Origin of the sequence: Chryseobacterium sp. MEBOG06, from assembly GCF_021869765.1 — a bacterium.
Classification (GTDB): Bacteria; Bacteroidota; Bacteroidia; order Flavobacteriales; family Weeksellaceae; genus Chryseobacterium.
The window spans coordinates 4048386-4074811 of the sequence record NZ_CP084580.1 but is presented as its reverse complement, the minus strand read 5'-3'; the positions used below and the strand labels follow the sequence as shown (position 1 = coordinate 4074811).

At 33.4% G+C, this 26426-nt stretch carries 27 protein-coding genes; 22 read left to right on the top strand and 5 right to left on the bottom strand.

The features are described 5' to 3' along the window. The first annotated feature begins 2 nt into the window (after positions 1–2). The 21 genes from LF887_RS18625 to LF887_RS18525 all read left to right on the top strand — a co-directional run bounded on the left by LF887_RS18625 (position 3) and on the right by LF887_RS18525 (position 20635). Entirely contained in the window at positions 3–1016 is a 1014-nt protein-coding gene (locus LF887_RS18625) for a Gfo/Idh/MocA family protein (RefSeq protein WP_236855747.1), read from the top strand. A 52-nt stretch (positions 1017–1068) separates the two neighbouring features. Continuing rightward, positions 1069–2397, top strand: coding sequence for a lipopolysaccharide biosynthesis protein (locus LF887_RS18620; RefSeq protein ID WP_236855746.1), 1329 nt, complete (start codon positions 1069–1071; stop codon positions 2395–2397). 81 nt (positions 2398–2478) lie between these two features. Beyond that, positions 2479–4233, top strand: a complete 1755-nt coding sequence (asnB, locus tag LF887_RS18615; protein WP_236855745.1) for an asparagine synthase (glutamine-hydrolyzing) — start codon at positions 2479–2481, stop codon at positions 4231–4233. A 61-nt stretch (positions 4234–4294) separates the two neighbouring features. Beyond that, positions 4295–5353: a non-hydrolyzing UDP-N-acetylglucosamine 2-epimerase gene (gene wecB / locus LF887_RS18610; protein WP_236855744.1), complete on the top strand. Its 1059-nt coding sequence runs from the start codon at positions 4295–4297 to the stop codon at positions 5351–5353. Further along, entirely contained in the window at positions 5350–6585 is a 1236-nt protein-coding gene (locus LF887_RS18605) for a glycosyltransferase family 4 protein (RefSeq protein WP_236855743.1), read from the top strand. Before wecB ends, LF887_RS18605 begins: the two co-directional genes overlap by 4 nt. 3 nt (positions 6586–6588) lie before the next feature. Then, positions 6589–7746, top strand: coding sequence for a hypothetical protein (locus LF887_RS18600; protein WP_236855742.1), 1158 nt, complete (start codon positions 6589–6591; stop codon positions 7744–7746). Positions 7747–7796: 50 nt separating this feature from the next. Next, the gene (locus tag LF887_RS18595; protein ID WP_236855741.1) at positions 7797–8699 is read left to right on the top strand and encodes a glycosyltransferase; all 903 of its coding nucleotides are present in this window, start codon (positions 7797–7799) and stop codon (positions 8697–8699) included. Positions 8700–8706: 7 nt separating this feature from the next. Further along, positions 8707–9312: a sugar transferase gene (locus LF887_RS18590; RefSeq protein ID WP_236855740.1), complete on the top strand. Its 606-nt coding sequence runs from the start codon at positions 8707–8709 to the stop codon at positions 9310–9312. A 2-nt stretch (positions 9313–9314) separates the two neighbouring features. After that, positions 9315–10325 (top strand): 3-oxoacyl-ACP synthase III family protein, encoded by a 1011-nt coding sequence (locus LF887_RS18585; protein WP_236855739.1) that lies wholly within the window; start codon positions 9315–9317, stop codon positions 10323–10325. Between the two features lie 12 nt (positions 10326–10337). Then, positions 10338–10568, top strand: coding sequence for an acyl carrier protein (locus LF887_RS18580; protein ID WP_236855738.1), 231 nt, complete (start codon positions 10338–10340; stop codon positions 10566–10568). A 2-nt stretch (positions 10569–10570) separates the two neighbouring features. Then, entirely contained in the window at positions 10571–11599 is a 1029-nt protein-coding gene (locus LF887_RS18575; protein WP_236855737.1) for a 3-oxoacyl-ACP synthase III family protein, read from the top strand. 2 nt (positions 11600–11601) lie between these two features. Beyond that, positions 11602–12678, top strand: a complete 1077-nt coding sequence (locus tag LF887_RS18570; protein ID WP_236855736.1) for an aromatic ring-hydroxylating oxygenase subunit alpha — start codon at positions 11602–11604, stop codon at positions 12676–12678. After that, positions 12679–13404 carry an SDR family NAD(P)-dependent oxidoreductase gene (locus LF887_RS18565; RefSeq protein WP_236855735.1) on the top strand — a complete coding sequence of 242 codons (726 nt, stop codon included), beginning with the start codon at positions 12679–12681 and terminating at the stop codon, positions 13402–13404. It begins immediately after the preceding gene. Then, positions 13382–14029 (top strand): NeuD/PglB/VioB family sugar acetyltransferase, encoded by a 648-nt coding sequence (locus LF887_RS18560; RefSeq protein ID WP_236855734.1) that lies wholly within the window; start codon positions 13382–13384, stop codon positions 14027–14029. Before LF887_RS18565 ends, LF887_RS18560 begins: the two co-directional genes overlap by 23 nt. Next, the gene (locus LF887_RS18555) at positions 14029–15108 is read left to right on the top strand and encodes a ferredoxin--NADP reductase (protein WP_236855733.1); all 1080 of its coding nucleotides are present in this window, start codon (positions 14029–14031) and stop codon (positions 15106–15108) included. Before LF887_RS18560 ends, LF887_RS18555 begins: the two co-directional genes overlap by 1 nt. 9 nt (positions 15109–15117) lie before the next feature. Beyond that, complete coding sequence (locus LF887_RS18550; RefSeq protein ID WP_236855732.1) at positions 15118–16254, top strand: aminotransferase class I/II-fold pyridoxal phosphate-dependent enzyme; 1137 nt, start codon at positions 15118–15120, stop codon at positions 16252–16254. Positions 16255–16268: 14 nt separating this feature from the next. After that, positions 16269–16838: a sugar transferase gene (locus tag LF887_RS18545; RefSeq protein ID WP_262912482.1), complete on the top strand. Its 570-nt coding sequence runs from the start codon at positions 16269–16271 to the stop codon at positions 16836–16838. Between the two features lie 15 nt (positions 16839–16853). Further along, complete coding sequence (rfbC, locus tag LF887_RS18540) at positions 16854–17399, top strand: dTDP-4-dehydrorhamnose 3,5-epimerase (protein WP_236855730.1); 546 nt, start codon at positions 16854–16856, stop codon at positions 17397–17399. Positions 17400–17495: 96 nt separating this feature from the next. Then, positions 17496–18797, top strand: coding sequence for a 30S ribosomal protein S12 methylthiotransferase RimO (rimO, locus tag LF887_RS18535; RefSeq protein ID WP_236855729.1), 1302 nt, complete (start codon positions 17496–17498; stop codon positions 18795–18797). Positions 18798–19186: 389 nt separating this feature from the next. Then, positions 19187–19855 carry a hypothetical protein gene (locus LF887_RS18530; protein WP_236855728.1) on the top strand — a complete coding sequence of 223 codons (669 nt, stop codon included), beginning with the start codon at positions 19187–19189 and terminating at the stop codon, positions 19853–19855. 36 nt (positions 19856–19891) lie between these two features. Beyond that, positions 19892–20635, top strand: a complete 744-nt coding sequence (locus LF887_RS18525) for a hypothetical protein (protein WP_236855727.1) — start codon at positions 19892–19894, stop codon at positions 20633–20635. A gap of 162 nt (positions 20636–20797) precedes the next feature. Here the strand turns inward: LF887_RS18525 and LF887_RS18520 are convergent, their stop codons facing one another. After that, on the bottom strand, positions 20798–21748 hold the full coding sequence (locus tag LF887_RS18520) for a transposase (protein ID WP_262912558.1): 951 nt from the start codon (positions 21746–21748) through the stop codon (positions 20798–20800). Positions 21749–21767: 19 nt separating this feature from the next. Next, positions 21768–22121, bottom strand: coding sequence for a transposase (locus LF887_RS18515; protein WP_236855726.1), 354 nt, complete (start codon positions 22119–22121; stop codon positions 21768–21770). An 871-nt stretch (positions 22122–22992) separates the two neighbouring features. On the opposite strand from LF887_RS18515, the gene LF887_RS18510 reads away from it, so the two are divergent. Then, a complete protein-coding gene (locus tag LF887_RS18510) occupies positions 22993–23364 on the top strand; it encodes a septal ring lytic transglycosylase RlpA family protein (protein WP_236855725.1) in 372 nt (123 codons plus the stop codon). A 68-nt stretch (positions 23365–23432) separates the two neighbouring features. Here LF887_RS18510 and LF887_RS18505 read toward each other — a convergent pair whose 3' ends face one another. The 3 genes from LF887_RS18505 to LF887_RS18495 form a co-directional block, all read right to left on the bottom strand. Beyond that, the gene (locus LF887_RS18505) at positions 23433–24197 is read right to left on the bottom strand and encodes an exodeoxyribonuclease III (RefSeq protein ID WP_236855724.1); all 765 of its coding nucleotides are present in this window, start codon (positions 24195–24197) and stop codon (positions 23433–23435) included. 88 nt (positions 24198–24285) lie between these two features. Next, on the bottom strand, positions 24286–24660 hold the full coding sequence (locus LF887_RS18500; protein WP_236855723.1) for an MliC family protein: 375 nt from the start codon (positions 24658–24660) through the stop codon (positions 24286–24288). Between the two features lie 120 nt (positions 24661–24780). Then, entirely contained in the window at positions 24781–26325 is a 1545-nt protein-coding gene (locus LF887_RS18495; protein ID WP_236855722.1) for a bifunctional response regulator/alkaline phosphatase family protein, read from the bottom strand. Between the last annotated feature and the right edge of the window lie 101 nt (positions 26326–26426).

The window sequence follows — 26426 nt, the reverse complement described above, 5'->3', positions numbered from 1 at the left end:
GAATGTCTGAAAAAATAAAATTTGCCGTTGTAGGCTGTGGGCATATCGGAAAAAGACATGCAGAAATGGTGTCGAGAAATGCCGAATGTGAATTGGTGGCTTTAATTGATGTAAAAGATAAATCCTCTTTAGGAATTGAGAATTATGAGGTGCCGTTTTTTACGTCATTAGATGGATTTCTTAATTCAGGGATTGAAGTAGACGTTATCAATATTGCTTCACCAAATGGTTTTCACTTTGAACAGTCTTATAAAGCAATATCAGCAGGAAAACACATAGTGGTTGAAAAGCCGATGGCACTTAATAAACAACATGCCGAAAAGCTTATTTTTCAAGCCTTACACAAACATAAGCAGGTTTTTGCGGTAATGCAGAACCGTTATTCTCCTCCTTCTGCATGGGTGAAGGAAATGGTAGAAAGCGGAAAACTTGGTAAAATATTCATGGTGCAGCTTAACTGTTATTGGAATCGTGATGACAGATATTATAAGCCGGAATCTTGGCATGGAAAATTGGAGTTGGATGGAGGTACTTTATTTACACAGTTCTCGCATTTTATTGATATCATGTATTGGCTATTTGGCGATATTACCAATATCCAGGCTAAGTTTGCAGACTTTAATCACAAAGATCTTACAGATTTTGAAGACTCAGGTTTTGTAAGTTTTGATTTTGTGAATGGAGGAATGGGATCTATTAATTATTCTACATCCGTTTGGAATCAGAACCTTGAAAGTTCAATGACTATCATTGCCGAGAATGGCGCAGTGAAAATTGGAGGACAATACATGGATAAAGTGGAAGTTTGTAACGTAAAAGATTATGTAATGCCGGAATTACCACCTACAAACCCAGGTAACGACTACGGTGCATACAAAGGTTCCGCTGCTAATCACCATTACATTATTGAAAATGTTGTGGATGTGATTAAAGGGAGAAATACGATTACTACAAATGCTCTGGAAGGATTAAAAGTTGTAGATATTATCGAAAGAATTTACGAGCTGAAAAACTAGTAATGGCAGCAAGCAACAATTCTGTTGTGGGAAAATGTAATAATTAAATAGAATGGTTGAAAAAATATTAAGTCTGCTAAAAAAGCCTGCAATTTTATATTCAATTGCCAATATGCTTTTTTTGTCTACTATTTTTTTAGCAGATGTTATCGTTGCAAGAACCTATTCTTTAGAACAGGTGGGTGGTTGGAAACAGCTTATATTACTTGTACAATTTACTGCTACACTCTTATCTTTTGGATTTATTGAGGGGTTTAGATATAACATTGCTAAACATCACGATAAAATAAAAGAACTTTTAGGAACAACGATATTTATTTTTATATTAATAAGTAGCGTTATTTTTATATTTTTAAGTATTGATACTTTTTCAAAAACATTCGGAGAATTATTAGGGATAAATGTTATAATAAAAGCGGGTTTTTTGATTCCGCTTCTATATTTCTTACTTTCGGCTAATGGCGTTTATTTGCAGATTTGCCTATCCATAGGTAAAATTAAGGTAATATTAATTTCAATGGTTGTTTTCTGCATTGTATTGGCAGCTACTCTTTTTACATTTTTGATAAATGATATTTTTGATTTTCAACTTAATATATTTTTACCTTTTTTATTAGCATTGGGTCTACAGTTAACTACTTATGTGGTTATTCTTAAAATTTATCCACAGATTAATATGAGTAAAATAAATGTTTCTATGATGCTTAAATATGGTTTCCCATTATTTATAGCTACTTATTTAGGAATGTTTACTTTGCATATAGATAAGGTCATTATTAACAAAATCGGAGGATTAAGTGAATTCGCTATTTATTCTATAGGAGCACTGGAAATTCCTTTTGCAGGATTAATAACAAAATCAATAGTAAGTGTCAGCTATCCTATCATTGTAAAACATGTCGAAAATGATGAGATTGATAAAGGGACAGATATTTGGCTTCATGATATTAAAAAAGCATCCTATTTTATTTTTCCTTTAGTCTTTGCATGCATATTATTTTCTAAACAGATTATTTTAGGATTATTTGGTGATAGATATGCTGCCGCTGTTCCCGTATTTGAGGGATACTGCCTAATATTACTTTGGAGAAATGCTACATATGGCACTATCTTGTCGATTAAAGGAAAGACAAATTATATTACTCTTGTATCTTTAATATCGCTGTTGGCAAATATTATTCTTATTTATTTTTTCTACCACATGTGGGGAATTATGGGTATTGTAAGAGCTTTATTTTGCTCAGTTTCAATTTGGAATCTTACTAGCTTATATTTTGAAAAGAATTTGAAAAGGTATTTCTCTTTATATAAAGATAAGTGGATGTTTGGATTAATATTAGCCATTTTTGTATTATATTTTTTCAAACAATGGTATCATTAAGTAATGGTAAGCAATGATCAGCATTATTATTTCTTGAATACAATCAGATTTTATAATTATAAAATTTAAAAACAAAATCAAATGTGTGGAATCGCAGGAATTATAAGTCAAAATAGAGAAATTTTAACTTACCAGCAATTAAAAAAAATGACAGATGCCATTGAGCATCGTGGACCAGACGGAGAAGGGCAATGGATCAATGATAACAACGGAGTAGGACTGGGACATAGGAGACTATCTATCATAGATCTCTCCGATGCCGGTAGTCAGCCAATGCATTATTTGGACAGATATAGCATCGTTTTCAATGGTGAAATATATAATTACATAGAAATTAGAGAATTTTTAAAAACAAAAGGATACACTTTTGTTTCAGATTCCGATACAGAAGTATTGATGGCTAATTTCGATTATAAAAGAGAAAAATGCCTTGAAGATTTTGATGGTATGTTTTCATTTGCTCTTTGGGATAAAAAAGAACAGATTTTATTCTGTGCTAGGGATAGATTTGGTGAAAAACCATTTTTTTATCACCAGAGTAATAATAACTTTTATTTTGGATCGGAAATGAAAGCTCTTTGGAGTGTAGGGGTTCCAAGAGAAACCAACAATAGAATGCTGTTCAACTATTGGCATTTCGGATATATTAATAATTCAAATGATCTATCCGAAACGTTCTATAAAAATATATTTTTGCTTGAACCAAGCCACTATATGATTGTAGATCCCAATGGGAAAATAGTAAAAAAACAAAAGTATTGGGATATTGATTATAAAAATCAATTAGATACAATTGATTTTAATGAGGCTAAAGATACTTTCTTCAGATTATTTGAAACCTCTATAAGCAGAAGACTTCGTTCGGACGTTGCAGTCGGAACAAGTTTGTCCGGAGGTCTGGATAGTTCTTCAACAGTTTGTATGATTAATCATATGAAAATTAATAATGTTGAGCAAAAGACTTTTTCCGCCCGTTTTCCCAATTTTATCAAAGATGAATCTGTTTATATCGATAAAGTTTTAAACAGTGTAAATGCAAAGGGAATAAGCTGTTTTCCAACTATTGAAAGCATGGTTGCCAATGTTCAGGAAATTATTCATCACCAGGAAGAACCTTTTGGAACATTAAGTATTGCAGCTCAGTATGAAGTAATGAAATTGGCGAGAGACAATAATGTTATCGTTTTATTAGATGGGCAGGGAGCAGATGAATACCTATGTGGATATCATGGACTAATTGATTCTTTCTTTATCGAATTAAAGAAAAAAGACAAAAAATTATATAAACAGCAATTAGAGATCTATAAGGAAGTACATGCTTCCAATCAGATTAATAGCATTTCTAGAAGATTAAGAATGAGTTTCCTAAAGGAAAAACTTTCTGATGCTCAGATCGATAAATTGTTAGGAATAAAATCAGGAATAGATAACTTTACCAAAAAGGATGCTAAAAAAGATCTTTATTCTAAATATAAAAACGAACAGTTCGAAAGAAAATACAGTGCTACATCATTAAATGAAATGCTTTATCACGCAACATTCAGAGGCGGTTTGCAAGAATTATTAAGGTATGCAGATAGAAACTCTATGGCACACTCTTTAGAAGTACGACTACCGTTTTTATCTCATGAATTAGTAGAATTCGTGTTTACTCTACCATCTACATGTAAAGTAAATAATGGATTCTCTAAATACATACTTAGAGAAGCAATGAACGATGTTGTGCCAAAAGATATCGTTTGGAGAAAAGATAAAATAGGTTATGAACCACCTAATAAAAATGAAGTAAACGGAGTTCCGTTGAAAAATTATTTGATCAATGAATTTAAAATTTAATATTTAGATTCTATATCACAAAACTTTCAGTAAGTCTTCAAAAACATTAGAAAATACAACTATGAAATTATTAACAGTGCTGGGGGCACGTCCACAATTTATAAAAGCAAGTTCAGTAAGCCGGGAAATAAAAAAACATTCAGAAATTGAGGAAATAATAGTACACACTGGGCAACATTATGATACTAATATGTCTGACATATTCTTTGAACAAATGCATATTCCTAAACCAAATTACTTCCTTGGAATTGGTGGAACCACTCACGGAGCGATGACGGGGCAGATGATTGAGCGTATTGAAGAAATTGTATTGAAAGAGAATCCAGATGTCATTATGGTATATGGGGATACAAACTCTACTTTAGCAGGAGCAATAGTCGCATCTAAATTGAACATCAAATTGGCACACGTTGAAGCGGGCTTGAGAAGCTTCAACATGAAAATGCCAGAAGAGGTGAATAGAATATTAACGGATAGAGTTAGCAATTACTTGTTTTGCCCTACCAATAAAGCCATTGAAAATTTACACGCCGAAAATTATCAAAATACCAATTGCAGTATTATAAAAAGTGGAGACGTAATGCTTGATGGAGCTTTGTTTTATAAAGAAATAGCAACCCAGCCAAATTTTGATGTTTCAGGAAATTTTGTACTCAGTACAATTCACAGAGCTGAAAACACAAATGATATCAGTAGATTAAGGAATATTATTGAATCTATGGATGCCATTGCTGAAGATACAAAAGTGATTTTACCTCTACATCCCAGAACAAAAAAAATCATCCAGGAATCCGGAATACCCGTAAAGAATATTACAATTGTTGAGCCGGTAGGATACTTGGATATGGTTTGGCTTTTGAAAAATTGTACTCTTGTAATGACAGATAGTGGTGGTCTTCAGAAAGAGGCTTACTTTTTTAGTAAACCATGTGTTACCTTAAGGGATGAAACAGAATGGGAGGAATTGGTTGACGTAGGAGCTAATATCTTAACAGGAACAGATAAAAATAAAATCCTTGATGCGTACCATATAAGTAAGAATAAGGAAATTGTATTTTTAGATACCCTATATGGGAAAGGAGATGCAAGCAGTATAATTATAAAAGAACTTTTAAAATGAAAGTATGTTATTTGACTTGGGGGGAAACTCCAAGATCATATGGAGTCTTTGGGTCACAGGTTTTAGGACAGTTTGTGGCTAATACGGATGAAATAAAAAATGGCAGTTTTTATTTTATTTCCGGTGTACCCGTTATTCACAGTGGGCACATTAGGGAAAAAGGGAAGTATAAAGAAGAGATTCAAAAAGTTAAACAGAAATTAGGAAAAATAAACTTTATAAGTACACCCATTTTCGCAGTACAGTCTGTAGCATATATGCACAGATTTTTGTTTAATTTTTTATTTCACGGAGCAGAATCATTCCTTGCCAAGCATCTCAAATCTATAAAGCCTGATATTATACATTGCAGAGGTTATGGTGCAACATGGTTGGCTCTGAAAATAAAGAAAAAATATAATCTTAATTATAAAGTCATATTTGACGCCAGAGGTCTTTTTCCGGAAGAATATGCACTTAAAAATAAATATACCCAGCCTAATAAGAACTATTTATTTTTAAAAAAAATGGAAAAGCAGCTTCTTACTGAAGCTGATGTTACCATTGTAGTTTCGGATACCATGGCCCAATCTTACGAAGAAATTGGAGCTAAGTCAATAGAAAAAATATATTTAAGTGTAGATACGGAAAGCCTGAATTCTACTGCAGGCAATTCAAACAATGAAGTGGTCTATTGTTATCTGGGTGCCTTAACTCAGACAACTTGGCATACCATAAATGATCTGTTGGAACTGTATACGGAATTACGAAAGAAAACACCCAACTGTAAGCTGAAAATCATTACCACATCCTCGCACGAAGCTATAAAAGAAGTTTTTGCAAAAATTCCTCAAGACGAAATTATACTGACTTCAACCAAAAATACCAATGAATTGAAAGAAGAGCTTTCTGATGTGAGTTTCGGATTGCTGCCTTACCGCAAGTCTACTTCATCTTTTGAAGATGCTGTGGGGTATAGTATTTTAGGAACTAAAACTGTTGAATTTACTGCAATGGGGATTCCCGTTATAGTAAATAAGGAATGTGGAGGAGCTTCTGTTTTAACAAAAAAATATGATCTTGGCATTACATACAGTCCAAAAACATTTGAAGAACTTACTGTAGAGAATATCAATAGATATATAAACGATGGAAAAGCAACAGAACGTAGTAATGTAGCGAAAGATCTGTTTGACTACAAAAAAAACGCTGAGAGATATAGAAAATTGTATCAAAAATTAACCGGAGTATAAAATATGTTAGTTTCAAAATTTGGAATACGTTCAGTTTTCTTTTTTATCTTTTTTTTAGTAATAGGTAGACTATATCTTTTTCCATTTGGTGATGAACCAGATTTTGAAGCGCGTGCTTATGAATTGGTAAGAGAAAGTAGACAGCCTTTTTGGACTCCCTATTTTTACTTTGATTCTATACTGAGAACTTTTACATATTACTCTTCATGTTATACAAATAGTACACTGTTTTCTTATTTTTCCAGTATAGATGACAAAACATGTACTGAAGATGTTATGCAAAGTTTGGGTAGAATTGCAATCACTATTTTTTCGATGTTGCCATTTTTATTTGCCGTTATTTTCAGAGAAACGACATTCAAAATAGTCAACGGTTTAGGAATGAAATTCTCAATTGAAGAATGGAATTATAGATTAGATGTTTTATGCCTAGTATTGGTCTTTTTAGGGTTTGTATTTCACGTGGGGGTTTTAGGTTTAGAACAATTTGTATTGGTCTTAACGATACCTATATTTCTTTTTTGGGGGAGATGGCCTATCATAGTAGCTATGATTATACTAATCTCGTTCCTTGATTTGGGTAATTCTACGGTGATTGCTACTTTTGTTAGTATTACCTGTGCTTTTTCCTACCTTGATAAGCGTAAAATCATTATTGCAGGTATTGCTCTTGTATTTGGAGCCTTGATTTTAGGAATCAGCTCATTGTCATATATATCAAATATAGGATTCCTTTCTGATAAAGCCAATGCAATGTTACAAGGAGAAGAAAAATTGGGACTCCGTAATAAATATCCAATATTTTTGCGACCAATCATTACCTTTATGACAGGTATTTTTTTGACACCATCAGGAGTTAAAGTGATACCAGTTTATATTTTGTATGGGATTGTAATAGTAAGATTGTTTATTCAAAAAAAGACATCTTCTATTCAGGATAAACATTCTTATCAAAAATTTGTCTTTATTTCAGGAGTAATTTCCGCTACCTTATTTTTTATATTCATGGTACCAAATTACTCAAATGCTAAATACTACATATTTATGTTACCGTTTATTTTCTACTCTATTTTAAATAAAACGAACAAAAAAAGTATTTTCAATTTTATAATAGTAATGAATTTTATTATATATCTGCATCTGTTTTTTTATAAGTTATAACTGCCACAACAAATTCAGATCAATGAAATATCATTATTAAATAAGCGAATATGTCAATAATTAAGATTCTTCTCGCAACGTATAACGGAGAAAAGTATATTACAAGTCAAATTAACTCCATTCTTAACCAAAATGGAGTTGAGGTGGATATTGTAATAAGTGATGATAGCAGTAAGGATAAAACCATTGAAATCATTTCCCAAAATTATCCCCAAATCAGGATAAACCAAAATATTCCGGGAACAGGTTCTGCAGCAAATAATTTTCTGAAAATGGTTGATAATTTGAATTTTAATGAAAATTTTGATTATGTTGCATTTTGCGACCAGGATGATATCTGGTTACCGGAGAAGATGGAATCGGCAGTCAACTTCCTTAAGAAAGAAAATGCACAGTTATATTGCTCAAATCTTACCAAATGGGAAGAATCAGACAATTCTTTAAGTGTATTGAAAAAAGATTTCCCCAAAAAAAAATATGATTATCTTTTTGAAGGTGGTAGCGCTGGCTGTACTTATGTTTTCACTAAAGATTTTGCTTTAAATCTTCAAAAATTTCTAAAAAAAGCAGATAATATAAATTGGAAAGCATTTTCACATGATTGGCTGGTATATTTCTTTGCAAGAACGCATAAGTATAATGTTGTTATAGATTCAAATTCTTATATACACTATAGAATCCATGCTTCTAATGTTCATGGCCATCTAAATAAAATGTCTTTCAATACGATCAAAGAAAAATCATCAGAAGTATTGAACGGGTACTACCAAAAACACATTCAAAATTATATACAATATATCGATAAGGATACAGAAGAATATAAAATTTACGAACAATTTTTGGGGAGTTATTTTCAAAGAAATTTTACAATATTAAAATATAATACGCAGTTAATGAGGGACAATAAAAAATTGATGATTTTTGTTGTACTTAATTTATTAAAATTTAGATAGATTATTCATGTATAAAAATTTTATAAAGAGGATAATAGATTTTGTGAGTGCCTTTTTGGGATTCCTCATTTTAAGCCCTATTTTTATAATTGTAACGATTGGGTTATATTTTGCAAATAGCGGGAAACCCTTTTTCTTTCAGAAAAGGCCCGGAAAAAATGGAAAAATTTTTAGTATTATCAAGTTTAAAACAATGAATGATAAAAAAGACCCTCAAGGGAATCTTTTATCAGATGCAGATAGACTTACCGCGATAGGATCATTCGTAAGAAAAACGTCATTGGATGAAATACCTCAGTTGATAAATGTTTTAAAAGGAGATATGTCCCTTATTGGACCACGCCCTCTTTTACCAAAATACTTATCTTTGTATAACCAATTTCAAGCGAGAAGGCACGAAGTAAGACCAGGAATCACGGGCTGGGCACAGGTAAATGGACGAAATTCTATTTCCTGGGAGAAAAAATTTGATTATGATGTGTGGTATGTTGACAATATTAGTTTAGGCTTAGATATAAAAATTATTTTATTAACAATAAAAAAAGTCTTTAAATCTGAAGGGATTACTCAGGAAAATAATGCTACGGCAGAAGAATTTAAAGGATCAAAATAAATATGGGAGCACAAATAAAAAAAATAGAATATGTATTTCCTGAAATTGTAGTTACCAATGAAGATCTGAAAAAAGATTTTCCGGATTACGATTTTGAAAGGTTTGAAGAGAAAGTAGGTATTCAAAAAAGATATATTGTAAGCGAAAACGAAACCGGTTTAGATCTTGCTGAGAAAGCATGTAATAAATTGTTTGAAAGTTTTGATAAGCAAAAGATAGACTACATTCTATATTGTACACAAAGTCCCGAATACTTTTTGCCAACTACAGCTTGTATTCTTCAGGATAAATTAGGTTTAAGAACAGATATAGGTGCATTGGATTTTAACCTAGGATGTTCTGGTTTTACCTATGGAGTGAATTTAGCAAATGCTCTTATCTCTTCAGGTCAGGTAGAAAATGTCTTATTGGTTACTGCCGAAACCTATTCAAAATTTATACATCCGAAAGATAAAACAAACAGGTCTATATTTGGCGATGCTGCAGCTGCAACACTTATCAGTAAAACTGAAAATGATAATATTTTAAAGTTTAAATTTGGTACGGACGGTTCTGGGTACGATAAATTGATTATCAAAAACGGTTGCAGTAGATTTCCTTTAGATCCTGGCGCAGAAGAAATTGAGTATGGCACTGATAATGTATATACAGATAATCATTTGTATATGAACGGTCCTGAAATTTTTAACTTTACGACCAAAGCCATTCCTAATTTTGTGAAAGAAATTATGCAAGAAAATAGGATGGATATAGGGCAGGTTGATCAGTTTGTTTTCCACCAAGCCAATTCTTTTATGTTAGATTTTCTCAGAAAAAGAATTAAAATAGATAAGGAAAACTTCTATAATGATCTTTCAAACGGGGGAAATACAGTGTCATGTACCATCCCGATTGCTTTAAAAAGATATACAGACAGTCTGGATGAAGATAAAGAGCTTACCCTCGGAATTGTAGGATTTGGGGTAGGGTTATCTTGGTCAGGCGGAATAATTAAAATAAATAATAAACTTTAAGAATATAATATAATGAATATTGCAGATTTTACATCACAATTACAGGAAGAATTAGAATTGGAAATTGATTTGACTCCGGAAACGGATCTTTCTCAATTAGAAGAATGGGACTCTATGGCAGCGATGATCCTTATCGGTTTTGTATCAGATAACTTTGGAGTATTGTTAAACGGTGATGATATTGCTAAAATTACAACAGTAAATTCTTTAGTTGAAAAAATCGGAGAAGATAAATTTGATTAATTATGTTTCAGGAGTTTAATAATGTTTCGATAGATTATATCAGTTCCAGTGTTCCGATTCATACAGTAGGGAATTCTTTTTTTTCAACATTGTTAACAGAAAAAGAAATAAGAGTTTTTGAAAAAACAGTTGGAATCAAAGAGAGAAGATGGGCTCATAAAGATGTGACAGCATCAGATCTGGGATTTGCAGCTGCAGAAGAAATACTAAAGCTGGTTGACAAAAATGAGATTAAAAGTCTTATTTTTCTTTCACAGACCTCAGATTACAAAATTCCCTTTACATCCAATATTCTGCAAGACAGATTGGGATTACAACAGGAAATTTTATGTTTTGATATCAATGCTGGTTGTGCAGGTTTTGTTCAGGGATTGAGCACGGCTTTTTCCATTGCTTCCACTTTAAGAGAAGGAGAAAAAGTATTATTGATCATCGGAGAAACCCTGTCAAAGATTTTGTCACCTACTGATAAAAGTACCAACATGCTGTTTGGTGATGCTGCCTCCGCTATTTTGGTTTCAAAAAGAGGGAGTGCCGATAAGTCATATTTCAATTTCTTTTCAGACGGAGCTAATCATGAAGCTATTATAATTCCTGAAGGAGGTTATAGAAAAAGTATTACAAAAGATAGTTTTGATTCTGAAAATGAATCAAATCTTTATCTCAATATGAATGGAGCAAAGGTTTTTGATTTTACATTAAGAGAAGTAGCTCCTAGTATTAAAAAAATTCAGGAGGAATCATCAGTAGACTTATCGGAAATTGATGGTTTCTTCTTTCATCAGTCCAATAGATTTATCATTAAGCAGATAAGCTCTATATTGGGAATTGATACTCATAAAGTCCCGATAAATATTGAACGTTTCGGAAATACAAGTGGAGTAACCATTCCGTTGCTGATCACAACTAATTTAGATCTGCTTACTAATAAAAGCAGAGTTCTATGCAGCGGCTATGGTTCAGGCTTGTCCTGGGGAAACTGTATCATTAATTTATCAGAAACTAAAATTTTACCATTAAAAGAAATATAAACATGAAAGCATTAATACTTCCCGAGCATTATTACAGAAATGATGTTTTAGAAAAAGAACATGAACTTTTGTTTCAGCAAACTTGGTGCTTTGTAGGTTTTAAATCTTTTTTAAAAGAAGAAGATGATTTTATCACTCAGGATATCGGAGGAATTCCGGTAGTTGTACAAAACTGCAGAGGTACGATAAAAGCATTTAAAAATATCTGTTCACACAGACACTCAATTATTCAAGTTGAGCAGTCTGGTAACAGGCCTTTGATGTGTCCTTATCATGGATGGGCATACAATGATAAAGGAATTCCGGCAGGAATTCCGAAGAAACCTTTATTTAAATTCACCAAAGACGAGCTGGAATGCTTAAAACTTAAAGAATATAAAGTAGATTTTTGTGGAGAACTTGTCTTTGTTAACCTTTCCAATGATCCTTCAGAATTGAAAGATTTTATGGGAGATCTTTTCGAAGAGGTTGAAAAAATGAGTAATAATTTTGGAGAATTGGTGGATGTTAATGACATGATCATTAATGCCAATTGGAAAATTTTAGTTGAAAATACTTTAGAAAGTTATCACGTAAATCTTATTCATGAAGAGACCTTTAAAAAATTAGGTGCTGGAGGAATGGAATTTACTTTCATTAAAGAACACTCTGTTTGGGATGCAACTCTTCTGGCAGGCGAAAATGAAGGTAAAAATGCTAAAATTCATTCACCTTATCAAAACCGTGAATACAAAATTTCTGGATATAAGCATCTTGTTGTATTTCCTAATGTTTTGATTTCAAGTACCTATGGTGTTTCTTTTAATTTATCATATATTACTCCCATTGACAGTAATTCGTCAAAATTTGTAAGCTATGTTTTCTTGACAAAGAAAGAAGACGAAAAAGTAAATCCTACTTTAGAAAAAATTTATAAAGAGTCACTGGTAAGTTTCAACAGAAAGGTTTTTGATGAGGATAAAACAATTTGTGAAAAAGTTCAGATTGGGGTGAAAAAATCGCCTTTTACCGGAGAATTAAGTGATGAAGAAGCAAGGGTGTGCGAATTTCAGAAAAACTATAAAAAATACATTGATTAAATGAATATTATTCTTACCGGAGCTACTTCAGGAATTGGCTTTGAAACCATGAAAGATCTTGTGAAGGACGGCCATAAAGTAGTGGCTGTAGCACGAAATTTTGAAAAAATTCGGGATTTTTTAGATGAGGCTAAAGATAATGTTGTTTGCTGTCCTTTAGATTTATCAGAAGTTTCAGAAATTGAAAATTTATTTAAAAACTTAGACTTTTCTGAAAAATTCGATGCGCTCATACATTGTGCAGGAATGGAAGAAACAGTTCCCCTTACATTATACAATCCTGAAAAAATTGAAAGGATATATAAGCTTAATGTATTTTCGGGAATCGAGTTATTAAGACATTTCACAAAGAAAAAATATAGTAATGAAGGAGCAAGTGTAGTTTTCATGTCTTCAGTAATGGGAGTGTTGGGACAACCTGGAAAAATAGGTTATTGCTCTACAAAATCGGCCGTAGTAGGTTTGGTAAAGTCAGCTGCTTTGGAATTTGCAAAAAGAAAAATAAGAATAAATGCAGTGCTTCCTGGTGTTGTTGATACTCCGATGACACAAAATCTTTTCTCTCAATTGAGCGAAGATAACGTAAAGGATATTTTAGAAATGCATCCTCTTGGAATCGGAAAAACAGAAGACGTGGTTCCTACAATAAAATTTTTAATATCTAGTGGTTCAAAATGGATTACAGGTCAAAATATAATAATCGATGGAGGGTATTCAATACAGTAAAGAATCTGTAATTATTGGAGCCGGAGGCTTTGGAAGAGAACTTTTGAGTTTTATCAATCACTCTCGCAAATTTAAAGGCAATGTTCCAAATATTGTGGGATTTGTAGATGATAATCTGACTGCTTTAGATCCATTTAATCTTGATCTGAAAGTAATTGATTCTTTATCTAATAATGATTTGAACAGGTACGAAAGTATCTTGTTGGCAATTAACAGCTCTGAAGTTAAAAGAACTATTTTTTCTAATACTGAACCTTCAAAAATACAGGGTTTTGCTCACCACACTTGTATTTTTGGTGACAGAGCCAAAATAGACCAGTCGGTCGTGTTGTTTTCAAATGTTTTAATATCCTGTGATGCGGAGGTGTCAAAAGGGGTATTTATCAACTGCGGAAGCCAGATTGGACATGATGTTTTTATAGACGAATTTACTAATATCATGGCAAATGTAGATTTAGGAGGAAACTGTCGGATTGGAAAAAATGTATTGATAGGAACAGGTTCTACAATCTATCCGGGAGTAAAAATTGCAGATAATGCTATTATCGGAGCTGGAAGTGTAGTTTTCAGAAATATTAAAGAGTCTGGAACCTATGTAGGTAATCCTGCAAAAAAAATATTTTAATGACACCAATGAGAAATGTATTTCACAAACTCAAAGTATTTGATAAGTCATTTTTGACTGATGATGCTGTACTATTGACTTTTGATATAACCGAAGAGCTTAAGAATTCTTTTGTTTTTGAATCAGGTCAATATGTTACTTTGAAATCTGAAATCAACAATGATGAAATCAGAAGATCTTACTCAATTTGTACAAGCCCTGAAGAAAATAGTCTTTCGGTGGTTGTAAAAGCAATTAATGGTGGCGTATTTTCAACTTTTATTAAAGACCGCATTGAAGTTGGAGATTATTTAGATGTAGGCTTACCCGAGGGCCGGTTTGTTTATCATATAGCAGATAGCTCTGCCAAAAATATTTTTTTAGTGGCTGCGGGAAGCGGAATTACCCCCATTATTTCTATTGTTAAAAACATTCTGAATAATGAACCGTTAACTAAGATTACATTACTTTTTGCCAATAAGCAAATTGAGGATACTATTTTCCGTGATCAGCTGAGCTCTTTGGAATCTCAGTTTAAGGATACTTTAAAAGTAATTTACATCTTTAGCCGGAAAAAATATGATAATCATTATTTTGGGCGAATTGATCATGATTTTTTACAGACTAAAATTCATCAGCAATTCGATGTGAAAAGTTTTTCAGAATTTTATACCTGCGGGCCCGAGGAATTGATTAAAACGGTTCATGATTACCTTCTTTCTATTAAAATTCCAAAGGAAATCATTAAAAGTGAACTTTTTTATTCTTTAGAAAATGAAGTTGGGATTGAAGAGATCATTTCTGAAACCGTAAAATCTGGGGAGACTAAAGTTGAAGTAATTATTGATCAGGAGTCTCATTACGTAACTGTTGATCATAAGAAAAACCTCCTTGAATCTTTATTGGAGGTAGGTTTGGATGTTCCATACTCCTGCAAAAAAGGGAATTGCAGCAGTTGTGTAGGAAAAGTAATTTCAGGAACTGTGAATATGAAAGAGACTGATGTTTTAATGGACTACGAAATTGAAGATGGTTTTATTTTAAGCTGTCAATCCGTTCCCACTTCGAAAGAATTAACCATTTCATACGACGAATATTAATAAACTATTATGAATTCAAAAATCTGGTTATCCTCACCACATATGGGAGGTAATGAACAAAGATATATCAACGAAGCCTTTACAGAAAACTGGATCGCTCCATTAGGACCTAATGTAAATGGCTTTGAAGAAGACTTAGAGAAATTTTTAAATAAAGACGTGAAAGTCGCTGCCTTATCAGCAGGAACAGCGGCAATTCATCTTGCTTTGATTGAAGCTGGTGTTCAATATGGAGATGAAGTGATTTGTCAGTCTATGACATTTTCAGCATCTGCAAACCCCATAGCTTACTGTGGTGCAAATCCTGTTTTTGTTGATAGTGAAGAAGAAACTTGGAATATTTGTCCAAAAGCTTTAAGAGAAGCGATTGAAGACAGAATTCTAAAAGGCAAAAAACCGAAGGCCATTATTGTTGTTCATTTGTATGGGATGCCGGCAAAAATGGATGAGATTACTGCTATTTCGAAAGAATTCGGAATAGATCTGATTGAAGATGCAGCAGAAGCTTTAGGGTCAACATATAGAGGCCAGGCTTGTGGAACATTCGGACGTTTCGGGGTTCTGAGCTTTAACGGAAATAAAATTATAACCACTTCAGGAGGTGGTGCATTGGTAAGCCACACAAAAGAAGATAAAGATAAAATAGTGTTCTTATCCACTCAGGCACGTGACAATGCACCTCACTATCAGCATTCTCATATTGGGTTCAACTACAGAATGAGTAATATTGTTGCCGGAATAGGAAGAGGTCAGATGGAAGTGTTAAAAGATCGCGTTGAAGCGAGAAGGGCAATGCATGACTTTTACGTTGAGATTTTTAAAGATATTGATGGGGTAGAGGTATTCTCTGAACCCAATTCATATTTTTATTCCAATCACTGGCTTTCTGCAATCATTGTCAATCCAGATATTACAGGAAAAAACAGAGAAGACCTAAGATTTGCATTTTTAGAAGATAATATAGAATCAAGGCCTCTTTGGAAGCCGATGCATCTACAGCCTGTTTTTGAAAATACACCTTACTATGGTGGGACTGTTTCAGAAAAACTTTTTGACAATGGGCTTTGTCTTCCTTCGGGATCTAATTTGTCTGATAAAGATAGAGAAAGAATAGCGAAGGTAATCCATACCTTCTTCGAAATATAATATCGATCTGCTTTATGAATCAGTATAAATATTGGAAAGTGATTTTTGACTTAGTTTTTGCAGTTATATTGCTCATCTTTCTTATGCCTTTACTGATTGTTTTGTTTGTTATTACAAGCTTGGATACTTCTTCAAACGGAATTTTTTTCCAAAAAAGAATAGGGCAGTACGGAGATCCTTTCATTATTTTTAAGTTTAAAACAATTCATGAGAAAACGATGATCTGTTCGGCAATAGGACAGCTTCTCAGAAAATTTAAACTGGATGAGCTTCCTCAATTATTTAATATTTTGAAAGGGGATATGAGCTTTGTAGGACCCAGACCTGATATTGAAGGGTATTACGATAGGCTTGTGGGAGCAGATAGGGAGGTTCTGAAGCTGAAACCCGGCCTCACCTGTGAAGCAAGCATAAAATATAGAAATGAAGAAAGCCTTTTGAAAATGCAGAAGGACCCTTTAGCATATAATGATGAAATATTATTCCCAAATAAAGTAAAAATGAATCTTGAGTATTTGGAAAATATGTCTTTCAAAAACGATATAAAGATTTTATTTAGAACATTAATAACCATATTAAAATAGATTTTTTTCCCGATCATGAAAATTAAAGAAACCCCGCTTAAGGATTGCTATATCATAGAGCCCACAGTTTTTGAAGATGAAAGAGGCTACTTCTTTGAAAAGTTCAATGAAAAAAAATTTGAAGAACTTACAGGAATGAACGGCCATTTTGTTCAGGACAATATTTCCAAATCTTCTTATGGTGTATTAAGAGGATTACATCTCCAAAAAGGAGAACATGCACAGGCAAAACTGGTATCCTGCCTTGAAGGAAGTGTTTGGGATGTAGCGGTGGATCTGAGAGAAGATTCATCTACATTCGGACAATGGTTCGGAATTGAGCTGACTGCTGAAAACAAATTGCAGCTGTACGTACCCAGAGGCTTTGGACACGGATTTGCTGTATTGAGTACCCATGCTGTATTTTCTTATAAATGTGATAACTTTTATAACAAAGAATCTGAAGGCAGCGTGAAATTCAATGATCCGGATCTTGATATTAACTGGAAGGTTGATGAAAAAGATGCCCTACTTTCAGAAAAAGATCAGAATGCTCCCGGATTCAAAGAAAAAAACTTTTAAAGTATATCCCTGAAAACCACTTTTATAAAGTGGTTTTCATTTTTTTGATAGTAACTCTTCAATATTTTGTATCTTTGCAGACTCAAAATCAAAACGATGCGTACAAAATCTGTAGGGAAGAAGAAAATCAATGTAGTTACTCTTGGATGCTCCAAGAATGTATATGATTCTGAAGTATTAATGAGCCAGCTGAAAGCCAATGGTAAAGAAGTGGTTCACGAAGACCGTGGGGATATTGTAGTGATCAATACCTGCGGCTTTATAGATAATGCTAAAGAAGAATCAATTAATACAATCCTTGATTATGTAGAGGCTAAAAACAGAGGTGAAGTTGAAAAAGTATTCGTTACTGGCTGTCTTTCTGAAAGATATAAGCCGGATTTGATAAGAGAAATTCCTGATGTTGATCAGTATTTTGGAACCAGAGATCTTCCCATCCTGTTAAAGCACCTTGGTGCTGATTATAAACATGAGCTGGTAGGTGAAAGATTAACGACCACTCCCAAACATTATGCTTATCTTAAAATTTCAGAGGGTTGTGACAGACCATGCTCTTTCTGTGCAATTCCTTTGATGAGAGGTGGACATATTTCAACACCTATCGAAAAATTGGTTTCTGAAGCTCAGAAATTAGCAAAAAAAGGAACTAAGGAACTTATTCTTATTGCTCAGGATCTTACCTATTATGGCCTGGATATTTATAAGAAAAGAGCATTGGGGGATCTTTTGAAAGAACTTGTAAAAGTAGAAGGAGTAGAGTGGATTAGACTTCACTATGCTTTCCCAAGTGGCTTCCCTGAAGATGTGCTGGATATTATCCGTGAAGAACCTAAAGTTTGTAACTATATAGATATCCCTCTTCAGCACATCAACTCTGATTTGTTGAAATCAATGAAAAGAGGAACTACCCACGAAAAAACAGATGCATTGTTAGGAAAATTCAGAGAGAAAGTTCCCGATATGGCCATCAGAACAACTCTTATTGTAGGATACCCGGGAGAAACAGAAGAAAGATTCCAGGAACTTAAAGATTGGGTGAAAGAACAGAAGTTCGACAGATTAGGCTGCTTTACCTATTCCCATGAAGAGAATACCACTGCTTATGTATTGGAAGATGATATCCCTCAGGAAGTAAAAGAAGCAAGAGTAGAAGAGATCATGGAAGTGCAGTCTCAGATTTCATGGGAGAAAAACCAGGAAAAAGTAGGACAGGTCTTCAGATGTATTTTTGACCGTAAAGAAGGAAATTATTTTATAGGAAGAACAGAATACGATTCTCCGGATGTAGATAATACAGTTCTTGTTTCGGCGGAAGATACATACATTTCTATAGGTGATTTTGCAGAGGTTAAAATTACCTCAGCAGAAGAATTTGACTTATATGGAGAATTGATATAGTTAAGAGCTTATTAATCAATATGAAGTGATGGTTAGAAAATAAGATGTTAATGAAATTTAACATAATTATCTTATTTTGTGAAATCTTTATGTAGTTATAATTCAATCGATTAACATTTTGTGGTATTAAGAATTTTTAATTTTCTTTTATAAAGTGTATAAAATAGAAAATTATATCTTAAATTTGCATCGTAAGCAATTTTGTAAATCATGTGCTTCCAATAAGTTATTTATTGAATTTGAGCTGAATTCAAACAGAATATTTATAATTTTTTGATTATTTTTAGCTTAAATATAATAATCCCAAGTTGGGATGCATTTTCCTTGATTAGGAAACGATGACGCAAAATAATGATGAAAAATAATGTAATTAAAATCTTTAAAAACTTATGAAAAAAATTTTATTAACAGCAACAATGCTGGTTTGCCTTTCGGCGCTTTCCAAGGCTCAGCAAGGGAGAGTGGGGATTAACACAACCACACCTGCCGCAACTTTAGACGTAGTAGCTACTACTACTGATAATACTAGACCTGATGCTTTGTTAGTCCCTCGTTTAACAAGAGCTGAATTAGAAGCCAAAAACACAGCCTATGCAGACGGTGCCGCAACTCCAAGTGCTCAGAACGGAGCCCTTGTTTTTGTAACTGCTTTAGGTGGTAATGGAACAGGTAAAACTGTAAATGTTACAGCAACTGGGTTTTACTACTATGACGGTACATCTGGTAACAATGTATGGAAAACATTAGGAGGTGGCGCAGTTACCCCTACAATTCCTACTTTCAGAACTATTGCCGGTGCAGCAGTTACGACTATTAATGCTTCTGATGTTGGAAATATTGTAGTTATTACTGGAACTGTAAACGGTGATATCCAATTGCCTGCTCCTACTGTAAGTATGCTTGGTAAGAAATTAACATTAATTTCAACAGGAAGTGGTGTGCAGACTTTGACAACACTTAACTCTAACTATTTGACAAATACTCTTTCAAGTATTCAACAGTATGCAACAGAGCTAATTACTGATGGGACTAATTGGTATTCGTTAGGTGGACAGTAAACACAAATTATAAAAAATTTATTAAATTAATTACAAATGAAAAAATTACAATATATAGTAGCTGCATTAGTTCTATCATCTTTTGGTAATATGGCGTTTGGGCAAATTAAAGGTAATCAGGGATATGCCGGTTCAGCTATTCCTTCTTCTTCAGCGTTTTTAGATGCTTCAACTACAAATACAGTCAATAATGCCAACTATGGTAAAGGGATGATCTATCCTAGAGCTGACTTAAGTGCAATGACATTGTCAAACCAGGGTACTTTATATAATACATCAAACAACCCCAATAGATTTGATGGTATGATTGTATATAATACAGCTACTACAGGTGTTGCTGCTTCAGGTGCTACCCAAGGTACTCTTTCAAGAGGATTCTGGTACTATGATAATAGTAGTGCTTCTCCAACAGGAGGTACTTGGAGACCATTTCTAAGTTCTGCTACAGATCCTAAATTTAATGTAACAAATGCCGCTACTGGAACAGCTACCAACACATTAGTTGACGGAACTCAGGTATATGCTGTTAAAGGTCAATTTACAACAGCAGCTGGTTCTACCGCTGTAACTATTACTCCACCTACCGGTATTACATCCATGTACGGTATTACCATCTATAAAAAAGCAGGTACAGGTACAGGTAATGGTAATAAAGTGGTTTATGCAAGAGATTTATATTCATATGACATTGCTACTGGTGCAGCTGTTACTGGCTCTCAAAGTATTTCTGTAGTGTATCCACAGGATACCTATGAATATATATTAGAATATTTAAAATAAAATAATTTTATTTAATTACATATAAAACCAATGATTTACTCATTGGTTTTTTTATTTTGTGCTTGATACCAAAGGATATTTCTTTCGCATCTTTAGGAGCAATCGTAAATAGAAATTATCTAAAAAGATGGGTTAATCTGGATCAGGTGCAAAAGTTGGGGGCTAAGCAAAAAGGTTGGTTAATCTGAATAAAAAAAATGATCTGTCCTTCACCCCTCTGAGCTGCACCCTGAAGTTCTTGATTTTCGCGTTGAAAGATTCAGCCGCTGCGTTAGTGCTTCTTTTATCAAAATAATTTAGAATATCTCTGTAATGGTGCATTATGGTCTTTCTTAAGGTGGAAAAAGAGGTAAAACCTGCTTCTTCAACCTTTCTAAACCAATGCGCAAGTTTAGTCATAGCCACAGATTTTGTAATAGGCTGATTATAGATCTTTCTAAGGCCATCGGTTAATCCATACGCTTTTTCCAGATCAGGATATTGAGCAAAAAGGATGGAAGCTCTTTGCCTCTGGGACAGCGTCCATTTTTCCCGGCTCTTGTAAAGCAGATACCTGCTTCTTGCCAGAAGCTGTTTTCGGGAATCTCCATTTTCAAATACTTCTGTCTTTAAAATTTGCTCTTCAGAGGCTTCTTCAAGAGTCTTATTTTCCATTTCAAGGGCTTCCCAACGATGTTTGATCCTGATTTCCTGAAGGGCTTCCAGAGCAAGCTTTTGAACATGAAAGCGGTCGATCACCTGTACTGCATTAGGAAAGCATCTTTTAGCAATACGCTTCATGGAGCCCGCCATATCCAAAGTTATTTCCTTTACCTTCATCCGAAGTCTCCTGCTGATTTTTAAAAGATGCGCGATGACAAAATCACTCTGAGTCCCTTTTATAATTGCAACAATACTTCCTTTTCTCCCTTTGGCTCTTTTGGAGGTAAGAACGGTATACAGTTCTCCATCAGATAAAGCAACTTCGTCTAAGGACAGGGATGCTGAGAGATTTTCAGGATAAATGATCCAGTCTTCTGCGTGAGGTTTTTGTTCCCAGCTATAATATTCGCTGAGTTTATTCTTGTATTGTCTCTGGAAGGTCTTACCCTTGATACCAAAAAATTCTGCTATAACTTTGAGAGGAAGAGCTTTAGTGTCTGCTAATTTTTTTTAAGAAGACCGCAAATTCATTTGTCATGCGCGTTCCCTTAGCTACAACCTGCCAGTTTCTTTGAAGGATTTCTCCTGAAGACTTATCGGTCCATCTTCTTCTTTTCACGTGAAGCTTTACGATTTTACCCCTTAACGGGTAATCATCTACAATAATTTCAGGTAAAAAGCCTTTTGATTCCAGCAGTCTTTCTTTAAATTCCTCGGGAATACTGCTTTTTTCTTCAAAATAAATATGAAGTTCACCAGAATATTCTTCTGCTTTGAGGATATCAAAGTGTTCAACTAGAAATTCTGGAAGTAAAAATTTAAGAAGGTCGTAATCGCTTAGCATAAGACAAAGATACAACCACTAAACATTCCCCCCAACTTTTGAGACTGATCCGTTAATCTGAAAGAATATTCTATTTTTCACTCCTTCGGCTTCTGGTATGAAGTTTTTGGCTTTAACATTAATGACTTTGACGTTGCCTTTGCACTTCTGTTATCTGAATAATTTGATATAGACCTATTTCATAAAACAGTAGTAATATAATAGCTTATTTTAACTGTGCGATTTGTCATCCTGTAGAGCACTTGATACCTTAAAATAACTTTATACAGATCTCTTCAGATTACACCAGGTTGTGTTATTATTTTAAACATTCTTAAGAGGTCATGCTTTATAAGCAGATAAATTGGTCTGAACATTCCACAAGTTTTGCTTTAAATCTTATAATTTTTAGAAATAAATAGATTATTTTTGTTTCAGTTCTTTTAAATAATCATTTAATAATAAAATTATTTTTATTCTGGTAGTAATTAAAGTATTCAGATCAATGTTAAATTGATTTTTATAAGCAGGTATTTATAACTTTAAAAGGCTTCTGTCAGAAACTTTCTTCGGATATGAGTTCTTAAAGCTTTTATTATTTTGGGTGTGATTTTTTGACAAATTAGTGATTTTTCAATTTGCGTAAAGTGTTGATTTTCAGAATATTTAATATCTTGAATTTTTAAATTATGCAGAGATTAGTTAATTATGTTAACATTTAAAGCTTTTTTTTAACACTCTTTAACAATGTGCTTTAAAGCCCCTATTCATAGGATATCACAAGGTTAGTTAAGATATCTTTAATGTTTTGTTAACATTTTTTAACAATTTGAATAGCGACTTAAAAAGATTCCTGATACATTTGCTCCGTCAAAACCAATAAAAGTTCAAAATGATGAAAAGATTCATTCTCGTAATCATAATGATGATTTCAACCTTAGGTGTTTACTCGTTTACAAGTAATGCCTTAGATGCGAAAAAAACAAGTTATGCATCGTACTACCACGATAAATTTAATGGTAGAAAAACCGCTAGCGGAGAAATCTTTGATAACTCAAAGTTCACTGCAGCAAACAGAACGCTTCCGTTTGGAACAAACGTTAAGGTAACGAACCTTAAGAATGGGAAAGAAGTAATAGTGAGGATTAATGACAGAGGGCCTTTCCATTCATCAAGATCTTTAGATATGTCTAAAGCAGCGTTCGATGAAATCGGGGATATCAGTCATGGTACAATTCCGGTGGAATATGAAATTATCGATTAAATTTATGATTTAAATTAAAAAAGCCAGCTGATTCAGCTGGCTTTTTGTTGGTATATACTTACCTGGTATTATAAGTCTAATTCAAGCATGGCGGGACAGTGGTCGGAATGCACAGCCTCTTTTAAAATAACAGCCCGGCTGAGTTTGTCCTTTAAGGTGTAAGAAGCGAAGTTGTAATCTAATCTCCAGCCTTTATTTCTGGCCCGGGAATTCTGACGGTAGCTCCACCATGTATAATTTTCTGGTTCATTGTTAAAGAACCTGAAACTGTCAATAAGTTCACATTCATTGATGAAATTGGTCATCCATTCTCTTTCCATAGGAAGAAATCCCGAAACATTTTTTAAACCATCAGGATTATGAATATCGATCGCTTCATGACAGATATTAAAATCACCGGATATAATGAGGTTAGGAATTTCTTTTTTTAAATTCTTAATATACTCCAGAAAGTCATGGCAAAACTGCATTTTAAATTCCAGCCTTTCAATATTGGACGCAGACGGCACATAAACAGAAATAGCAGAAAATCCGTCAAAATCAGCACGGATGATTCTGCCTTCATTATCATAACTTTCAATACCGCAGCCGTACTCTACATGATTAGGCTTTACTTTGGAGGCGATTCCTACCCCGCTATACCCTTTTTTAACCGCTGAATGCCAGTAACTGTGATATCCCAGTTTTTCAAGGCTTTCGATATCTATCTGGTCGTTTCCGGCCTTGCTCTCCTGAATGCAGATAATGTCGGGATCAGCAGTCTTCAGCCATCCTAAGAAATCCTTAGTAAAAGCAGCTCTGATTCCGTTGACATTGTAGGTGATTAATTTCATAAATAAAAATAAATTTTTTCAAATGTAGGAAAATTAAAAAGCCGGTTCTGAATTTCAAAACCGACTTTTTAACTTTTAGTAAGATATTTTATTTTTTAAAAACTACCTTACCATCTTTTGTTAGTTCAATTTCCTCTCCCTTTCCTCTCAGTTCATAATGATCATTCTTATACCAGATTCCGGAAGCCGGTTTTTGCCCCTGTAATTCAATCGTTTCTTTGTTAAAAACTATTGTAGCTGTATTCTTGGTATTATTGAAAGTCATATCCAGCGTTTTTCCACTACTGTCTTTTGCTGTACTTTTTACAATATCCTCTTTAGTAGCAGAAGTGTTTGCTGAATCAGCCGGCTTGGATGAAATACTGTCTGTAACAGTAGGAGTAGCGGTTGCACTTTTTTCTTTATTACAAGAAGTTAAAAATAATGCGGTCAGCGCTGCTGCGATAAAAATACTTTTTTTCATAGGTTTATATTTATTTAATGGATGTATTTAATCATGCAAAATAAGTGCCTTAAAAAAAGCGGAAAAAATCGATCGATTTTTTCCGCTTTAAACCCAGAATTAAATAAACTATGAAAAAAACTACTTGGGTTCTAAAATACTGATAGGAATAATACATTCTTCCAGTGATATTCCACCATGTTGATAGGTTTCTTTATAGTAATTTACAAAATGATTGTAGTTTTTAGGATAAGCCAGGAATATATTGTTTTTGGCAAAAATATATTTTGAACTTAAATTTCCTTTTGGAAGAAATAATTTCTCAGGATTGGTAATAGCCCATACATCACTATCATCATAAGTTAAACTTTTTCCTGTTTTATATCGGATATTGGTAGACGTTTCTCTGTCTCCCACTACTTTGCTCGGCTTTTTAACATATACAGTTCCGTGATCTGTGGTAATAACGAGTTTATACCCATTTTCAGCCGCTGTTTTAATAATCTTTAATAGCGAAGAATTCTCAAACCAGTTTAAAGTCAGGGAACGGAATGTCTTATCATCACGAATAAGCTGATCTACGATGTGATTATCCGTCTTGGCATGTGAAAGAATATCAATGAAGTTATAAACAATAACTAAAAGATCATTGTTTTTGTGCTGATTGAAATCATCATAAATCTTTCTTTCAAAATCGGCATTCAGTACTTTAAGATACTTCATGGATTTTGACCCAATACCAATTCTTTTCATCTGGTCTTCCAGAAAGTCACGCTCAAATTCATTCTTATTTCCTTCTTCATTATCATTAAACCATTTATCCGGGAAGCGTTTTTCAATTTCAGATGGCATTAAACCTGCAAAGAAAGAATTCCTTGCATATTGCGTAGCCGTAGGAAGGATACTGTAATAATAATCTTCAGATATCTTATTATAATACTTGGTAAATAGCGGTTCAACCATTTTCCACTGATCATAGCGGAGATTGTCTACCATTAATAAAAGAACCTTGCCTTTTTCAACCTCTGGTTTTACTTTTTCTTTGAAAAGCGTGTGGCTCATCATAGGTTTGTCAGAATCCGTAAGCCAATGTTCATAATTTTTTTCAATAAACTTTGCAAACTGAATATTAGCTTCCTCTTTCTGTGATTGCAGAAGATCAGCAAATTCATTATCTGCTACTTTATCAAATTTAATTTCCCAGCTAAGAATTTTTTTATAATATTCTGCCCATTCCTGATAAGTTCTTAAATAAGAAAGCTCCATAGAAAGGTTTCTGAATTCCTGTTGGTACTGTAAAATAGTTTTTTGCTCCACCAGGTTATCCTGCTGTAGGTTTTTCTTTAATGAAAGTAATATCTGATTCGGATTTACGGGCTTTAGAATGTAGTCAGCAATCTGCGAACCGATAGCTTCTTCCATAATGTGTTCTTCCTCACTTTTGGTAACCATTACTATTTTTAAGGAATTGTCTTTCTCCTTAATCATAGGAATAGCTTCTAAACCGGAGATGCCGGGCATATTTTCATCAATTAATGTTAAAGCAAATTTCTCTGAATCCATAAGCTCCAAAGCCTCGTTCACATTATTGACAGGAGTTACCTGGTAACCCTTTTTTTCCAAAAATACGATATGAGGTTTTAGTAAATCTATTTCATCATCGATCCATAATATCTTTTCTGACATAATTTATTTTTTACATGATTATTCTATCAAAATGTTGACCAAATCCTTCTAAAATCTCACAAAATAGAAATATTAAAAGTTAAATATTAGTTAAATGGAAA

What these genes read in the sequence shown, in the direction of transcription:
- LF887_RS18625 (WP_236855747.1), top strand. Translation starts at nt 3, where the DNA reads ATGTCTGAAAAAATAAAATTTGCCGTTGTAGGCTGTGGGCATATCGGA.
- LF887_RS18620 (WP_236855746.1), top strand. Translation starts at nt 1,069, where the DNA reads ATGGTTGAAAAAATATTAAGTCTGCTAAAAAAGCCTGCAATTTTATAT.
- asnB (WP_236855745.1), top strand. Translation starts at nt 2,479, where the DNA reads ATGTGTGGAATCGCAGGAATTATAAGTCAAAATAGAGAAATTTTAACT.
- wecB (WP_236855744.1), top strand. Translation starts at nt 4,295, where the DNA reads ATGAAATTATTAACAGTGCTGGGGGCACGTCCACAATTTATAAAAGCA.
- LF887_RS18605 (WP_236855743.1), top strand. Translation starts at nt 5,350, where the DNA reads ATGAAAGTATGTTATTTGACTTGGGGGGAAACTCCAAGATCATATGGA.
- LF887_RS18600 (WP_236855742.1), top strand. Translation starts at nt 6,589, where the DNA reads ATGTTAGTTTCAAAATTTGGAATACGTTCAGTTTTCTTTTTTATCTTT.
- LF887_RS18595 (WP_236855741.1), top strand. Translation starts at nt 7,797, where the DNA reads ATGTCAATAATTAAGATTCTTCTCGCAACGTATAACGGAGAAAAGTAT.
- LF887_RS18590 (WP_236855740.1), top strand. Translation starts at nt 8,707, where the DNA reads ATGTATAAAAATTTTATAAAGAGGATAATAGATTTTGTGAGTGCCTTT.
- LF887_RS18585 (WP_236855739.1), top strand. Translation starts at nt 9,315, where the DNA reads ATGGGAGCACAAATAAAAAAAATAGAATATGTATTTCCTGAAATTGTA.
- LF887_RS18580 (WP_236855738.1), top strand. Translation starts at nt 10,338, where the DNA reads ATGAATATTGCAGATTTTACATCACAATTACAGGAAGAATTAGAATTG.
- LF887_RS18575 (WP_236855737.1), top strand. Translation starts at nt 10,571, where the DNA reads ATGTTTCAGGAGTTTAATAATGTTTCGATAGATTATATCAGTTCCAGT.
- LF887_RS18570 (WP_236855736.1), top strand. Translation starts at nt 11,602, where the DNA reads ATGAAAGCATTAATACTTCCCGAGCATTATTACAGAAATGATGTTTTA.
- LF887_RS18565 (WP_236855735.1), top strand. Translation starts at nt 12,679, where the DNA reads ATGAATATTATTCTTACCGGAGCTACTTCAGGAATTGGCTTTGAAACC.
- LF887_RS18560 (WP_236855734.1), top strand. Translation starts at nt 13,382, where the DNA reads ATGGAGGGTATTCAATACAGTAAAGAATCTGTAATTATTGGAGCCGGA.
- LF887_RS18555 (WP_236855733.1), top strand. Translation starts at nt 14,029, where the DNA reads ATGACACCAATGAGAAATGTATTTCACAAACTCAAAGTATTTGATAAG.
- LF887_RS18550 (WP_236855732.1), top strand. Translation starts at nt 15,118, where the DNA reads ATGAATTCAAAAATCTGGTTATCCTCACCACATATGGGAGGTAATGAA.
- LF887_RS18545 (WP_262912482.1), top strand. Translation starts at nt 16,269, where the DNA reads ATGAATCAGTATAAATATTGGAAAGTGATTTTTGACTTAGTTTTTGCA.
- rfbC (WP_236855730.1), top strand. Translation starts at nt 16,854, where the DNA reads ATGAAAATTAAAGAAACCCCGCTTAAGGATTGCTATATCATAGAGCCC.
- rimO (WP_236855729.1), top strand. Translation starts at nt 17,496, where the DNA reads ATGCGTACAAAATCTGTAGGGAAGAAGAAAATCAATGTAGTTACTCTT.
- LF887_RS18530 (WP_236855728.1), top strand. Translation starts at nt 19,187, where the DNA reads ATGAAAAAAATTTTATTAACAGCAACAATGCTGGTTTGCCTTTCGGCG.
- LF887_RS18525 (WP_236855727.1), top strand. Translation starts at nt 19,892, where the DNA reads ATGAAAAAATTACAATATATAGTAGCTGCATTAGTTCTATCATCTTTT.
- LF887_RS18515 (WP_236855726.1), bottom strand. Translation starts at nt 22,121, where the DNA reads ATGCTAAGCGATTACGACCTTCTTAAATTTTTACTTCCAGAATTTCTA.
- LF887_RS18510 (WP_236855725.1), top strand. Translation starts at nt 22,993, where the DNA reads ATGATGAAAAGATTCATTCTCGTAATCATAATGATGATTTCAACCTTA.
- LF887_RS18505 (WP_236855724.1), bottom strand. Translation starts at nt 24,197, where the DNA reads ATGAAATTAATCACCTACAATGTCAACGGAATCAGAGCTGCTTTTACT.
- LF887_RS18500 (WP_236855723.1), bottom strand. Translation starts at nt 24,660, where the DNA reads ATGAAAAAAAGTATTTTTATCGCAGCAGCGCTGACCGCATTATTTTTA.
- LF887_RS18495 (WP_236855722.1), bottom strand. Translation starts at nt 26,325, where the DNA reads ATGTCAGAAAAGATATTATGGATCGATGATGAAATAGATTTACTAAAA.